Source organism: Mycolicibacterium chlorophenolicum (genome assembly GCF_001044235.1).
Taxonomy (GTDB): Bacteria; Actinomycetota; Actinomycetes; order Mycobacteriales; family Mycobacteriaceae; genus Mycobacterium; species Mycobacterium chlorophenolicum.
Genome location: NZ_JYNL01000023.1, coordinates 19,510 through 34,081, shown reverse-complemented (window position 1 = coordinate 34,081; position 14,572 = coordinate 19,510). Strand labels below are relative to the sequence as shown.

The 14,572-nt window shown below is 71.2% G+C and carries 8 protein-coding genes; 4 read left to right on the top strand and 4 right to left on the bottom strand.

Going from position 1 to position 14,572, the window contains the following annotated elements; translation table 11 throughout:
- Positions 1-25: 25 nt before the first annotated feature.
- From MCHLDSM_RS12280 to MCHLDSM_RS12265, 4 genes are all read right to left on the bottom strand, one after another.
- Complete coding sequence (locus MCHLDSM_RS12280) at positions 26-1,516, bottom strand: dynamin family protein (protein ID WP_048470338.1); 1,491 nt, start codon at positions 1,514-1,516, stop codon at positions 26-28.
- Positions 1,517-1,557: 41 nt separating this feature from the next.
- Positions 1,558-3,372, bottom strand: a complete 1,815-nt coding sequence (gene iniA, locus MCHLDSM_RS12275; protein WP_048470337.1) for an isoniazid-induced dynamin-like GTPase IniA — start codon at positions 3,370-3,372, stop codon at positions 1,558-1,560.
- Between the two features lie 102 nt (positions 3,373-3,474).
- Entirely contained in the window at positions 3,475-4,548 is a 1,074-nt protein-coding gene (locus tag MCHLDSM_RS12270) for an IniB N-terminal domain-containing protein (protein ID WP_048470336.1), read from the bottom strand.
- Positions 4,549-4,809: 261 nt separating this feature from the next.
- Positions 4,810-5,325: an Rv0340 family IniB-related protein gene (locus MCHLDSM_RS12265; RefSeq protein WP_048470335.1), complete on the bottom strand. Its 516-nt coding sequence runs from the start codon at positions 5,323-5,325 to the stop codon at positions 4,810-4,812.
- A 211-nt stretch (positions 5,326-5,536) separates the two neighbouring features.
- Between MCHLDSM_RS12265 and MCHLDSM_RS12260 the strand changes: the two genes are divergently transcribed.
- From MCHLDSM_RS12260 to MCHLDSM_RS12245, 4 genes are all read left to right on the top strand, one after another.
- Positions 5,537-7,342, top strand: coding sequence for an Hsp70 family protein (locus tag MCHLDSM_RS12260; RefSeq protein ID WP_048470334.1), 1,806 nt, complete (start codon positions 5,537-5,539; stop codon positions 7,340-7,342).
- An 8-nt stretch (positions 7,343-7,350) separates the two neighbouring features.
- Positions 7,351-9,876, top strand: a complete 2,526-nt coding sequence (gene iniR, locus MCHLDSM_RS12255; protein WP_048470333.1) for an isoniazid response ATPase/transcriptional regulator IniR — start codon at positions 7,351-7,353, stop codon at positions 9,874-9,876.
- A 136-nt stretch (positions 9,877-10,012) separates the two neighbouring features.
- Positions 10,013-13,177, top strand: coding sequence for a heterodisulfide reductase-related iron-sulfur binding cluster (locus tag MCHLDSM_RS12250; RefSeq protein WP_048470660.1), 3,165 nt, complete (start codon positions 10,013-10,015; stop codon positions 13,175-13,177).
- A 105-nt stretch (positions 13,178-13,282) separates the two neighbouring features.
- Positions 13,283-14,548 (top strand): pyridoxal phosphate-dependent aminotransferase, encoded by a 1,266-nt coding sequence (locus MCHLDSM_RS12245; protein ID WP_048470659.1) that lies wholly within the window; start codon positions 13,283-13,285, stop codon positions 14,546-14,548.
- Positions 14,549-14,572: the final 24 nt, after the last annotated feature.

Sequence of the window (14,572 nt, the reverse complement as noted above, 5' to 3'; positions counted from 1 at the left end):
CTAGTCGTTCGGCGCCGCCGAAACGTTAAGCGCGCGCCGAATACTCCGCGACCAGCGCTTCGGCGCTGCGCATCGCCGCCCGGCAGGCGCGCGTGGTGAACGGGTCGTTGAGCGGGTGCTCGGCGCGCCGCCGCCAGCGCTGGGCGGCGGCGAATGCGGCCCGCGGACCGTCGTCGACGGTGTCGGGTCCCAGCCCGAGCCGGCTCGCCGCGTCGGTCCCCGACCCACCGATCACGCGGCGCAGCGACGCCATCTCCTCGGGGTTCAGCGACGTCGGGCGCGAGCGCAGCGCGCTGAGCAGCCGCAGTTCCTCGAACGCATGGGTGTCGGCGAGCAGCGGCTCGATGTCGGCGAGGATCGCCGGGGTGGCGTAGATCGGGTGGCGCTGCACGATCTCGCGCAGGGACAGCAGCGCGGTGTGCGCCTTGAGCAGGTCGGAGCGCTGAGCGAACTGCTGGTCGATCACCTCGCGCAGGGCGACCAGGCCGCTGCGTTCGAGCAGCTCGTCGGCCAGCGCCACCGAATCGCTCACCCCGGCGCGCAGCACGGCGATCGAGATCCGGATCCCGAACATGCCGAAACGGTCCAGCAGGGCGGCCCGGGTGGCGGCGTCCACGGGCAGGGAGCTGTCCTCGCGGACGAACCGGTCGACCGACAGCATCGCCTTGGCGAGCTCGGCGGCGTCGACACCGGCCAGCTTCTCCAGCGCGACGAACTCGCTCTGCCGCAGCGTGCGGGCGGTCAGCGCCAGCAGGCCGGACACGGGCACGACGGCCTGGCAGATGCCGGTGCGGTCCATCTCGGCGGTGAACCGCTGGGCGACGTCCTTGGCCGAGATCATCGCGTCGATCCGGCCCGCACCGATCTCGTCGGCCCGCGACGCCACCCCGATCACCCCGAGCGCGCCGGCCGAGCCGCCGACCAGTTCGCCGATCTGCTTGAGCAGCGCGATGTCGGCGGCGTTGAGCGTGCGCAGCAGGAACACGACGGCGTCGACACGCGGCACCCCGTCGCCGGGCACCAGCAGCCGCAGCGTGCGGGCCGAGACGTCGCGCGACAGCGACGACGTGCCGGGCGTGTCGATGATCGTGGCGTCGGTCAGCTCGGCGGCCGGCCATTCGACGTCGAGGTCGATCACGTCGTCCGGATCGACCTGGGCCAGGTCGAAGGTCAGCCCCCGGTCGGCGGGGTCGCGGGTGATCGGCACGTTCGACCGGCGGCCGTCGCGGTGGTTGGCGGTCACCCGCGGGGTCGGGCCGTGCCGGAACCACGTGACGATGCGGGTGGCCTCGGTGGCGTCGGTGGGGGCGATGGTGTCGCCCACCAGGGCGTTGACCAGTGTCGACTTCCCGGCCTTCAGGGTGCCGGCCAGCGCGATGCGCATCGGCTCGTTGAGCCGGTGGCCGATGCCGGCCAGCTCGTGGTGCACGTCGGGGCGCTGCCGGTAGGTGGGGTCGGCCCGGTAGGCGGCGATGGTGCCGCCGAGGATCGCCCGCACGCGGTCGCTGGTGCTCAGTGCCGTCCCGTCCCGATAGCCCGACTTCTAGGCCCTCGAGCTTAGTGACCCCCGGCGGCGAGCTTGTCGGCGTGCTCGACGACCTGCTTGAGGATGTTGAGCTGACGTTCCAGCTCCTTGACCCGCCCGGCCCGCTCGGTCTCGGCGACCTTCGCTGCGGCGAGCGTGGCCTGCAGCGACTCGTTGAGCGAGCGGGTGGTCTGGTTGGCGATCTCGCGGTAATGGTCGCGCAGCTGACGCTGGATGCCCTTGAGGCGGTCGCGGGACTCCTTGCCGACGACGAACGCGACGTCGTCGACGAACCGGCGCACGTTGGTCTTGGCCTCGTTGCGCACCCGCAGCATCCGGTTCTCCATGTCCTCCTTGTAGGCCTTGCGCCCGAGCACCAGCCCGGCGCCCAGGGAGAGCGGGTTGAACATCCCCAGCCCGGCGAAGGACGTCAGCATGCCGAACATCAGCACGCCGCCATAGGAGCCGCGCATCCCGGTCACGATCTTGTGGCCGGTCTTGATCGGCTTGGCCTCGAGCTGGGCCAGCGACTTGAACTCGCCGAAGTCCGCGCCCAGGTCGCGAGCGTCGATGGCGGGCATGCGCACCGCGTCGAGGCCGGCCTCGGCAAAGGTGCGGGCCACCTCGGCGGCCAGGGCCTCGGCCCGCTGGTAGGCCCACACGAAGTTGTCGCCGACCGCGGTGGCGACCGCGTCCTCGAGTTCGGCGCCGATCTCGGCCCAGTGCAGCGTCGGGTCGCCGGTGTCGATGAACCGCTCGGTGTGAAAGGTGATGGTCCGAAATCGTTGCCGCAGATCGTGATCCACGTCAGAGGTGAGGTCGGCGATGCCGTCGTTGAGCACCTGCTGCCACAGCGCGGTCTGCTGCAGCGCGTCCTGCGCCTCCTGTTTGCGGGCCTCGAGGTCGGCGGTGAGGGCCTCCCGGGCGTGCGGGTCGTTGAGCGCCGAGAGCTCGGACTGCACCGCCAGCATCAGATGCTCGGCGGCGGCGCGGACGTCGGTGAGCACCTGGTCGCGCACCCGGTCCTTCTGCCGGCCGAGCACGTCCTCGGAGAGGAACTTCACGATCGCCGGGAAGTTCGACTCCTCGTTGAGTTCCTTGTCGTTGAGCTGCACGGCGTGGCTGCGCAGGATCGACGACGCCGGAATCATCGGCACCCCGAGGCCGGCGCGGCGCAGATGCGCGGCGTTGGCGTCGGTGATCTGCCGCCAGTGCGGATACAGATCGGTCTTGGTGGCCACGATGACCGCGACCGGGCACACCTCGAGGGCCTGCCGGATGAACGTCATCTCCGGTTCGGTGAACTCCTGGCTGGTGTCGCTGATCATCAGCATCGCGTCGGCGTCGGGCAGCAGACCCAGCGTGGCCGACAGGTGCGGCTGACCGTGACCGCCGACGCCCGGGGTGTCGATGAACGCGAGCCCGCCCTTGAGCAGGGGGCTTGGCGCGGTCACCTCGACGCGCAGCACCTCCCGGCCGCGGGCCTGCGGCGCGCGGCGCAGATCGTTGCGCAGGTCGGCGACCGGGATCTCGATCAGCTCGGGTTCCTCGCCGTCGGGCCGGGCGACCACGAGCCGCGCCGACGCCTGCTCCCCGTAGGACACCACGGTCGCGAGCACCGTGGACTCGTCGTCGCCGACGCGGGCGACCGGCATGTTGAGCAGCGAGTTGAGCAGTTGGCTCTTGCCCTGCTTGAGCTGGCCGGCGATCACCACCCGGATCTGCGGGTCGTCGACGCGGGCCCTCGCCCTGGCGAGTCGAGCCACCAGGTCGCCGCGCTGCTGGGTGTCGGCGATCGCACTGGTGTGGTCGATGAGCTCGACCAGCACGCGATTGGGTTGGGTCATCACGGCCCCTCTGCTCGGCGGCACTCTCGAAAGGTCAACGGTAAGCGCGCCACCGGCGGGGACCGATGCGGTCCCCGCCGGCGGCTGGTGGGCAGGTTCGGATCAGAACGCGTCGAGATCGGTCGCCGTGGTGTTGTGCGAGGCCAGATCGTTGTGCGAGGCCAGATCGGTGTGCGTCGACAGGCCGGTGTCGTTGCCCGAGAACAGCGACGTATCGGTGTGGTTGCCCGACCCGATCGCGGTCTCGTTGCCCGAGCCGATGTTGGACTCGTAGCTCGAGGAGTGGTCCTCGATCGAGGTGTCGTGCGAGGTCTCGGTCGAGCTGTGCACCGAGGTGTTGACCGAGTTGTCCTCGACGTTGTCGCTGCCGGAGTCGCCACCGATGGTGGTCTGTGTGCCGCTGTTGGCGTGGCTGTCGGAGACGATGATCGAGCCGGCATGACCGCCGTCGCCACCGGCGGAGTTGCCGCTGCCGATGCCGAGCAGGCTGCCGCCGCCGTGCGAGCCGCCGCCGTTGCCGCCGGAGAGGTCGTTGTCCTTGATCACGGCGCCGGAGTTGCCCGAGACCACGTCACCGCCCGCGTGCTGGCTGCTGTCCTCGATCTCGTTGCCGCGGCCCACCGCGACGTGCGAGCCCGACCCGGCCAGGATGTCGCCGTTGTTGACGTCGTTGTTGTCACCCAGCACCGCGCCGTCGCCGCTGACGATGTCGCCCTTGTTGTCTCCGTCGACCACCACGCCGCCGTTGGTGGCGGTGTTGGTGCTCTTGTCGCCGAACGTGATGTCACCGAAGCCGAGGTTGAACGCGCCGTTCTGGGCGTTGGCGCCGGCGTCCTGGACGGGGCTGGCGACGGGGACGTTGTTGCCGCTGAGCAGGTCGGTGTTCGTCTCCGGGGCGAACGTCGGCGCCCACGAGGTCTGCGGGGAGAACGGGGAGGCGAAGTTCGAGGCCAGCTGGTGGTGGTCGGCGACCGCGCGCTGCAGGCCGACGATCGGGTCGCCGCCGCCGAGGGCGTAGCCGGCCGGAGCCGCGGTGGCGGCGACAGAGGCCAGCTGCGCGGCGGTGACGTTCGGCAAACCCGCGTCGCGCAGGGCGCCGTCTGGGTCGATGACGAACGACGCGGCCGATGCCGGGCTGCGGAACAGGTCGAGGATGAAGTCGATCAGGGTCGTCATGGGAGTGCCTTTCTGGAGCTGGTGCGTGGGTCCCGCCGGCGCTTCCCGGCGATCTGGAGACCACGTTATGGAGTTCGCCGGGCCCCGGAAACGGGGACGGCGCCCACGGCTGGAGCATCCCCATGCGGGATATCGGGGTCCTTCCATTAGGGGATTAGGGGATCTTCGGGGGTACCTGGGGATCTACCGCGTCATGGCAGCTCAGAATGCAGAAAACCCGCGCGGACCGAGTCCGCGCGGGTCAGGTGCGACGCTTTCGCGTCAGTCGAAGAGGTCGAATCCGGACGGATGGTCCACCGGGTGGTCGAGGTCGTGCACATCGTCGGCCAGCGGCACCCAGTGGTCGTCCACGGACGGTTCGGTGATCGCGGGATGGTCGAACTCGACGTCGTTTACCTGCAGTGACGGCACCGGATCCGGCGCGGCCAGCGCGGCGGGCGGTTCGTCGAGATGGTCAACGATCGTCGGCACCGCGCTGTCGGTGTCGATCACCGACGCGACGGGGAGATGGTCGTCGAAAGCGTCGAATGCGGCGGTGGCCGCACCGCTGGCCCAGACGTTGGACGCCGACTCGGCGCCGAAGGCGTCCAGACCGTGCGCGGGGGCGGACATCGACAGCGACTCCGCGACCACGGGAATCAGATTCTGCACGTCCACGCTGGTCACATCGGTCAGGTGGGCGTCCGCGAGGGTCTGCGCGGGGTCGGCGGCGTAGCGGGCAGCCGCATCCGGATCGCGGACCAGCGACATCACGAAGTCCAGTAGTGAGTTCGCCACGATGACCCTTCCCCTCGGTATGTCCTCGATGCTATCGGCGCACCGCGTTCGGCGGATCGGTGCGAAGCCCAACCCCGCGCCGGGGCCGTTAGGGGATGACCCGTTAGGGGATCGGCCACACTAGGGGCGCCTGCACCGGGAGCGACGGTCCGGCCGTTAAGGTGGTGGACGGTCCGGCCGACCGGGCCGGCCGAAGAGGAGACCCACCACCATGACCGAACCACTGGGGTTGTCGATCGGGATGACGAACCTGGTGGCCGCACGTGTCGGCCGCCCGCCGGTGACGCGGCGCTCGATCCTGACCGTCTACCCCGACCGCGCGCCCGAGGTGGGGGTTCCCACCGACGCGACGCCGCCGGGCCTGGTGCTCAGCGGATTCGTCGACCGCGTGGGCGATCCGGTGCCGCTGGTCGCCGCCGACGGTTCGGCGCACCGCGGTGAGGTCGTGCTCGCCGAGGCTCTCGCCGCGATGGCGCGGGCGGTGGACGGCGGTTCACCGGTGGCGATCGCCGTGCCCGCGCACTGGGGACCCGGCACCATCGGGGCGCTGCGGGGCGCGCTGCGCTCGCGCCCGATCCTCGCGCCGAACGGCGTGCCCGCCGCGCTGATCCCTGATGCGTCGGCCGCCCTGGCGGCGCTGCAGGCGGCGCCCGGTCTGCCCGATCAGGGCGTGGTGGTGCTGGTCGATCTCGGCGGCAGCGGCACCAGCATCACACTCGCCGACGCCGGCGCGAACCTGGATCTCGTGGGGCAGACGGTGCGCTACCCGGACTTCTCCGGGGACGCGGTCGACCAGGCCCTGCTCGACCATGTGCTGGCCGGCATCGCCGAGGCCAACGACCCCGATCCGGCGGGCACCGCGGCGGTCGGTTCGCTGGCGCGCCTGCGTGAGGAGTGCCGTCAGGCCAAGGAACGGCTCTCCGAGCAGACCGCCACCGTGGTCCCCGCCGAGCTGCCCGGCTTCCGCTCGGACATCCGCGTCACTCGTCCGGAGCTCGAGCACCTGCTCAGCGACCCGCTGGGCGGGTTGCTCGCGGCGATCGACGACACGCTGCAGCGCGCCAACGTGCCGGTCACCAACGTCGCCGCGGTCGCCACTGTCGGCGGTGGAGCAGCGATTCCGATTGTGACGCAACGACTTTCGGAAAGACTTCGGGCGCCGGTCATCACGACGCCCGAGCCGGCGCTCAACGTCGCCGCGGGCGCGGCACTGGTGGCCAACCAGAGCCTGGACGCTCAGGCGGCAACGGGCCTGGCGCCCGCCGCCGGTGAGCCGACCGCGATGGCGCCCGCCGCGTGGGCCGCCGGCGCGGCGGGGCTGGCCGCCGGCCAGGCCGCCGACGACGGTGCCGCGTCGGCGACCTTCCGCGCGCTGGCCTGGTCGCAGGACGACGACCTGGACGCCGAGCCGGTGCCCTACACCGGCCCCGACTACGTCGCGTCGCCCGATCCCGCCCGCCCCGCAGTGGCGTTCGCCCCCGAGGACGAGCGCTATGACGAGCCCGCACCGCTGCCCTGGTACAAACGGCCGCCCGTGCTGTTCGGTATCGCCGCGGCTGCGGCCCTGCTGGCCGCCGGTGGTCTCGCCGTGACGCTGACCAGCAGCGAGGGCGATCAGACGCCGGTCACCGAGACGGCGACGCCGCCGGCGGCCGAGCCGTCGCCGGCCGAGCTGCCGCCGCCGGTCACCACGGTGACGATCGGTCCCGACGGCGTGGCGACGACGACCGTCAGCCAGCCGCCTCCGCCGCCGCCCCCGTCGGAGACGACGAGCCCGTCGTCGTCGACCACGACGACCGCGCCGACGACCACGACGACCACGGCCACCACGACGACGACCACCACCACCACCACCACCGCGCCGACCACGACGACGACGCGGCCCACCACGACGCGTCCGACGACGACGGCGCCGCCCACGACGACGGTGGCGCCGCCCACGACGACGGTGGCACCGCCCACCACGGTCGCACCGCCCGTGACGACCTCGGTGATCCTCCCGGGCGACGGCGCCTGACGGCGGCGATGACCAGTCCGGCGCCGCACCGGCCGACGGATCTGCCGCCGGCAGCGCGGGACGCGGTGGCCGCGGTCGACCGCGATCCCCGGGCCGCGGTGAAGCTCCTGGTCACCGGCGGTATAGGAACGGGCAAGTCGACGGTGTTGGCGGCGGTGCGGGCGACGCTGCGCAGGGACGGTCGCGCGGTGCTGTCGCGGCCGCCGCGCCCGGACGACGCCGACGGTTCCGCGGTGGTCGTCGACGACGCCGACCTGCTCGACGACGCGCACCTCGAGCAGCTCACCGACCTGGTCGCCGATCCGGCGGCGACCGTCGTGATCTCGGCCCAGCCGCTCGCCCACCACCGCGCGCTGCGGGGTCTGATCGTCGCGCTGCAGCGGGAGAATCCGGCAGTGACGCTGGGCCCGATCCTGCCGGTCGAGGTCGGCCGGATCGCCGCGGCCACCTTCGGGGAGGCCCCGGCGCCCGACCTGGTGCGACTGCTCATGGCGGCGACCGCGGGGCTGCCGTTCCTGCTGCGCCCGACGCTGTCGGTGGCCGGCGACGGCGCCCAGGCGGTGCGCCAGGCGGCACGCAATGCGCTGATCGAACGGCTCCGCCGTCTCGACGAACCACTGCTCGACACGCTGCTGGTCTCGTCCCTCACCTCGGGCCTCGGCCCCGACGACGTCGCCGCGGGCCTGCGGATGACCCCGGAGGCCGCGCTCGCCGCGGTGGACCAGGCCCGGGCCAGCGGGCTCCTCGAGCCGTCACACCCTGCGGGCTTCCTGCGCGAGGTGCACGACGGCATCGCCTCGATCGTCGGGGCGTCGCGACACCACGATCTCGAGGTGTCTCTGCTGGCCTCCCAGTTGGAGTCCTCGACGCTGACCGCCGACCTGGCGTTGCGGCTGGCCGAGCACGGTCTGCGCGACGAGCGGCTGGCGGCCGCCCTGACCGAGCTGGCCGGCCGCAGCACCGCCCAGCCTGCGCGCGCCGCCCGGCTGTACCGGGCGGCCGCCGACGCGGGTAGTTCGGCGCCCAGCGCGCAACTGGCCGACGCCCTGGCCTTGACGGGCGACTGCGCCACGGCGGCCCGGCTCGCCGACGGCATGCTCACGGCGGCCGATCCGGCCCAGCGCGCCGCCGCGGTGCGCATTGCGGCCAGCATCGCGCTACATGACGGCAGCGCCGCCCAGGCCCGTGACCTGTTCGCCTGGCTCGGCCAAGCGCCCGACGCCGTGGTCGGCGCCGCCGCCACCATCGCCGCCCTGGCGGCGGGCGACGTGGCCGCGACGCGGGCGAACCGGCAGACCGCCGATGCGGGGCCGCCGACGTCGACGGCGCGTGCGGCCCGGGCCGTCACCGAAGGCCTGCTGATGACGCTCGACCAGCCGTATCCGGTGGCGCTCGCCCGGTTGAGTCAGGCGATCGGAGCCGAACAGGATCGCTCCGTCGTCACTCCCGACACGCCGGCGGCCCTGGTCACCCTTGCCGCGCTGCACGGCGGCGACCCCGTGCGGGCGCGGTCGGTGATCGGACGGGCCGTCCGCGAGGGGGGCCGCGCCGGTGCCGCGGATGCGATCTTCGTCACGCACCGGCACCGGCTGCTGCTCGGGTGGGCGCTGATGCAGGACGGTCACCTGCCGGCGGCCGGCGCGGCCGTCGCCGCGGTGGCCGGCCAGCAGCTGCACCGGCGCGACGCGCTGTGGGCCTCGGCGCTGCAGACGGCGATCGCCCGTCGCGGCGGCGACACCGGAGCCATGCAGCAGCACTGGTATTCGGCGATGGAGGTGCTGGCCGAGTGCTCGACCGAGGTGTTCGCGCTGCTGCCGCTCGGCGAGCTGTGGGTGGCCGCGGCGCGGATGCGTCAGGTCGACCGGCTGAGCCACACCCTCGACGAGGCGTTCGGATTGCTGCGTGAGCTCGGCGATCCGGTGCTGTGGTCGGTGCCGCTGCACTGGGCCGGTGTGCACGCGGGCATCCTGGCCAATTCCCCCGACGACGTCGCCCCGCACGGGCAGGCGCTGACGGCGGCCGCGGCGCACAGCCCGTTCGCGAAAGCGCTGGCCACGGCGGGGCGCACCTGGCTGCGGGTGCTCGCCGGGCACGTCGATGTCGACGAGGTGGCCACGGCGGCGCGCATGCTCGCGCAGTTCGGCCACACCTCGGATGCCACCCGGCTGGCGGGCCAGGCCGCCCTGCAGACCGCCGACCCCCGCGTCTCGCAGGCCATGCTGCAACTCGCCCGTGATCTCAAGCAGGCGGTGTCCGCGCCCGAACTGCCCGAGGACCCGGTACCCGCCGAGCGGCCGGCGGCCCCGGCGCAGCGGCCGGGTCCGGCGCGCCCTGCGACCCAGCTGTCCGAGCGCGAACGGGAGGTCGCCGAGCTCCTGCTGCAGGGCCTGCCGTACCGGGACATCGGGGCACAGCTGTTCATCTCCGCCAAGACGGTCGAGCACCACGTGGCCCGGATCCGGCGCCGCCTCGGGGCCGAGTCGCGCTCGGAGATGTTGTCGATGCTGCGGGTCATGCTCGCGCCCGCCCCCTGACCGCCGCGTCAGGTTAGGACAGCCTGTGTAGCGGCGTATCCGCGCAGGGTGTCACTATGAGCTCACATCGAGCTAAAGTTACTTGTCAGTAACATGGTCTAAGTTACCCGCTGGTAACCAGAACCGGAGGATGCGCGTGGAAACCCAGATGCTCATCAGAATGATCGTCGGGGCGCTGATGATCGTGGTTGTCGGCTTGTTGGCCGTCAAGCGCGTGGCGTGGCTGACGAAGCTGATCCGGTCGGGCCAGCCCATGAGCGAGGCCAACAACCGCAAAGACCACCTTCAGAAGCGCATCACCACCCAGTTCGAAGAGGTGTTCGGCCAGACCCGGCTGCTGCGGTGGTCCGTCCCCGGTATCGCGCACTTCTTCACGATGTGGGGCTTCTTCGTCTTGGCGACCGTGTACCTGGAGGCCTTCGGCCTACTGGTCGTCCACGACTTCCACATCCCGATCGTCGGCCGCTGGGACGTGCTGGGCTTCCTACAGGACTTCTTCGCCGTCGCCGTGCTGGCCGGCATCATCACGTTCTCGATCATCCGCATCGTGCGCGAGCCCAAGAAGCACGGCCGCGACTCCCGGTTCTACGGTTCCCACACCGGCGGCGCCTGGCTGATCCTGTTCATGATCTTCAACGTCATCTGGACGTACGCGCTGGTGCGCGGCGCCGCCGTGGTGACCGGCAACCTGCCCTACGGCAACGGCGCGTTCTTCTCGCAGCTGATGGGCGCGATCCTGCGGCCGCTGGGCGTGCCCGCCAACGAGTGGATCGAGACGCTGGCCCTGCTCGGCCACATCGCGATCATGCTGGTGTTCCTGCTGATCGTGCTGCACTCCAAGCACCTGCACATCGGCCTGGCACCGATCAACGTCACGTTCAAGCGGATGCCCAACGGGCTCGGCCCGCTGCTGCCGGTCGAATCCAAGGGCGAGATCGTCGACTTCGAGGATCCCGCCGAGGACGCCGTGCTGGGCCGCGGCAAGATCGAGGACTTCACCTGGAAGGGCTACCTCGACATGACCACCTGCACCGAGTGCGGGCGTTGTCAGTCGCAGTGCCCGGCGTGGAACACCGGCAAGCCGCTGTCCCCGAAGCTCGTGATCATGAACCTTCGCGACCACATGTTCGCGAAGGCGCCGTACTTCCTCGACGGCAAGGAATCCCCGCTGCAGAACACGCCCGAAGGCGGTCTCGGCGAGGAGCTTCGCGGCGAGAAGGACAGCGAGGAGCACTCCCACGAGCACGTGCCCGAGTCGGGCTTCGAACGCATTCCTGCGGACTCGCCGCTGCAGGCGACCCGGCCGCTGGTCGGCACGCTGGAACAGGGCGGCGTCATCGACCCCGACGTGCTGTGGTCCTGCACGACGTGCGGTGCCTGCGTCGAGCAGTGCCCTGTCGACATCGAGCACATCGACCACATCGTCGACATGCGGCGCTACCAGGTGATGATGGAGTCCGAGTTCCCCGGGGAGCTCGGCGTGCTCTACAAGAACCTGGAGAACAAGGGCAACCCCTGGGGTCAGAACGCCAAGGACCGCACGAACTGGATCGACGAGGTCGACTTCGACGTCCCGGTCTACGGCAAGGACGTCGAGTCGTTCGCCGGCTACGAGTACCTGTTCTGGGTCGGCTGCGCCGGTGCGTTCGAGGACCGCGCGAAGAAGACCACCAAGGCCGTCGCCGAACTGCTGGCCACCGCCGGGGTGAAGTTCCTGGTGCTCGGCGAGGGCGAGACCTGCAACGGGGACTCCGCGCGCCGCTCGGGCAACGAGTTCCTGTTCCAGCAGCTGGCCGCGCAGAACGTCGAGACGCTCAACGACCTGTTCTCCGGTGTCGAGCGGGTGGACCGCAAGGTCGTGGTGACGTGCCCGCACTGCTTCAACACGCTGGGTCGGGAGTATCCGCAGGTCGGCGGCAATTACACGGTGCTGCACCACACCCAGCTGCTGAACCGGCTGGTCCGGGACAAGAAGCTGGTGCCCGTGAAGCCTGCTGACGGCGGGATGGACATCACCTATCACGACCCGTGCTACCTGGGCCGGCACAACAAGGAGTACTCGGCGCCGCGTGAGCTGATCGGTGCGTCGGGGGCCAAGCTGACCGAGATGCCGCGCCACGCCGACCGCGGCCTGTGCTGCGGCGCCGGTGGCGCCCGGATGTGGATGGAAGAGCACATCGGCAAGCGCGTCAACGTCGAGCGCTCCGAGGAGGCTGTGGACACCGGCGCGTCGGCGATCGCGACGGGCTGCCCGTTCTGCCGCGTGATGATGACCGACGGCGTCGACGACGTCACGTCTACCCGCAGCCTGGAGAAGGCGCCCGAGGTCCTCGACGTCGCCCAGCTGCTGCTCGGCTCGCTCGACAAGACCAGCGTCACGCTGCCCGAGAAGGGCACGGCGGCCAAGGAGGCCGAGGAGCGCGCCGCGCAGGTCGAGGCCGAGGCTCCGGCGGAGGTCGAAGAGGTCGCCGAGGCTTCTGAGGCCCCGGCGCCCGCCGAGGCCACGGCCGATACCGCGGCTGAGTCCAAGCCGGTCACCGGCCTGGGTCTGGCCGGCGGAGCCAAGCGGCCGGGCGCCAAGAAGGCGGCCGCACCCGCCGAGGACAAGCCCGCGGCCGTGGAGGCCAAGGGCCTGGGCATCGCGGGCGGAGCCAAGCGCCCCGGCGCCAAGAAGGCCGCCGCACCCGCTGCGGAGAGCACGCCTGCCGAGGCGCCCGCCAAGGCCGAGCCCGAGGTCAAGGGGCTGGGGATCGCCGGCGGGGCCAAGCGGCCCGGCGCGAAGAAGGCCGCTGCGGCAGCGCCGGCGGCACCCACAGCCGAGACCGCGCCTCCCGAGGCACCCGCCAAGGCCGAGCCCGAGGTCAAGGGACTGGGGATCGCGTCGGGAGCGCGGCGACCCGGCGCCAAGAAGGCACCGGCGTCCCCGAACGAGGGTGCGTCCACCGTCGTCCAGCCGGCGAACGTCGACCCGGACAAGGCCGAGGCCGGCACCGAGGCCCCGGACACCGCTGATTCGGACCGCGGCCTGGACGCCACGCCGGAACCCGAGGTGAAGGGCCTGGGCATCGCGCCCGGTGCGCGCCGTCCCGGCGCCAAGAAGGCACCCGCGTCGGCGCCGGCGTCCGCCCCGGAACCGGCCGCCGAGCCCGAGCCGGCCCCGGAGCCTGAGGCCGCCGCACCCGAGCCCGAGCCCGCCGCCCCGGCGACGAACGGCAACGGCGAGGCACGCGTGGTGGGTGACGAGCCGCCCGTGAAGGGCCTCGGCATCGCCAAGGGCGCCCGACGCCCCGGCCGCCGGTAAAGACGTCAGCGAGCGTGCATCCAGGGTCGTGATCAGCGCCGATCAACGACCCTGGGTGCACGCTCGATTCATATTTCGGTGGACGGCGATGCGACACTTGTCCACATGACGACCCATCAGGTGCCGTGGCAGGCGGGCAGCGGGCACGCGCGTCAGCGCGAGTTCACGCAGTCCAGCAAGCTGCAAGATGTTCTGTACGAGATCCGTGGCCCCGTACACGAGCACGCCGCGCGCCTGGAGTCCGAGGGGCACCGCATCCTCAAGCTCAACATCGGCAATCCCGCGCCGTTCGGCTTCGAGGCGCCCGACGTGATCATGCGCGACATCATCCAGGCACTCCCCTACGCCCAGGGCTACTCGGACTCCAAGGGCATCGTCAGCGCCCGGCGCGCGGTGTTCACCCGGTACGAGCTCGTCGAGGGCTTCCCGCGTTTCGACATCGATGACGTGTTCCTCGGCAACGGCGCCTCCGAGCTCATCCAGATGACCCTGCAGGCCCTGCTCGACAACGGCGATCAGGTGCTGATCCCCGCTCCGGACTATCCGCTGTGGACGGCGTGTACCTCGTTGGCGGGCGGCACCCCGGTGCACTACCTGTGCGACGAGACGCAGGGCTGGAATCCCGACGTCGCGGACCTGGAGTCCAAGATCACCGACCGCACCAAGGCGATCGTGGTCATCAACCCGAACAACCCGACCGGTGCGGTGTACAGCCGCGAGACGCTCGAGCAGATCGCCGAACTGGCGCGCAAGCACCAGCTCCTGCTGCTGTCCGACGAGATCTACGACAAGATCCTCTACGACGACGCGCAGCACATCTCGATGGCGTCCGTGGCGCCCGACGTGCTCACGCTGACGTTCAACGGGCTGTCGAAGGCCTACCGGGTCGCGGGTTACCGCTCGGGGTGGCTGGTGATCACCGGACCCAAAGAGCACGCGGGCAGTTTCATCGAGGGCATCAGCCTGCTGGCCAACATGCGGCTGTGCCCGAATGTGCCCGCCCAGCATGCGATTCAGGTCGCGCTCGGCGGCCACCAGAGCATCGACGACCTGGTCCTTCCGGGCGGCCGGCTGCTCGAGCAGCGCGATGTCGCATGGGAGAAGCTCAACCAGATCCCCGGCGTCTCCTGCGTGAAACCGCAAGGCGCGCTGTACGCGTTCCCGCGGCTGGATCCCGAGGTCTACGAGATCAACGACGACGAACAACTGGTGCTCGACCTGCTGCTGCAGGAGAAGATCCTCGTAGTGCAGGGAACCGGTTTCAATTGGCCCACACCGGATCACCTGCGGATCGTGACACTGCCGTGGGCGCGCGACCTGGCGGCTGCCATCGAACGCCTGGGCAACTTCCTGGTCAGCTATCGGCAGTAGGGGCATCCCGCGCCCGACCGCCTA

Coding starts and splice junctions, on each gene's coding strand:
- iniA (WP_048470337.1), bottom strand. CDS start 3,372: ATGACCCAACCCAATCGCGTGCTGGTCGAGCTCATCGACCACACCAGT.
- MCHLDSM_RS12270 (WP_048470336.1), bottom strand. CDS start 4,548: ATGACGACCCTGATCGACTTCATCCTCGACCTGTTCCGCAGCCCGGCA.
- MCHLDSM_RS12260 (WP_048470334.1), top strand. CDS start 5,537: ATGACCGAACCACTGGGGTTGTCGATCGGGATGACGAACCTGGTGGCC.
- iniR (WP_048470333.1), top strand. CDS start 7,351: ATGACCAGTCCGGCGCCGCACCGGCCGACGGATCTGCCGCCGGCAGCG.
- MCHLDSM_RS12245 (WP_048470659.1), top strand. CDS start 13,283: ATGACGACCCATCAGGTGCCGTGGCAGGCGGGCAGCGGGCACGCGCGT.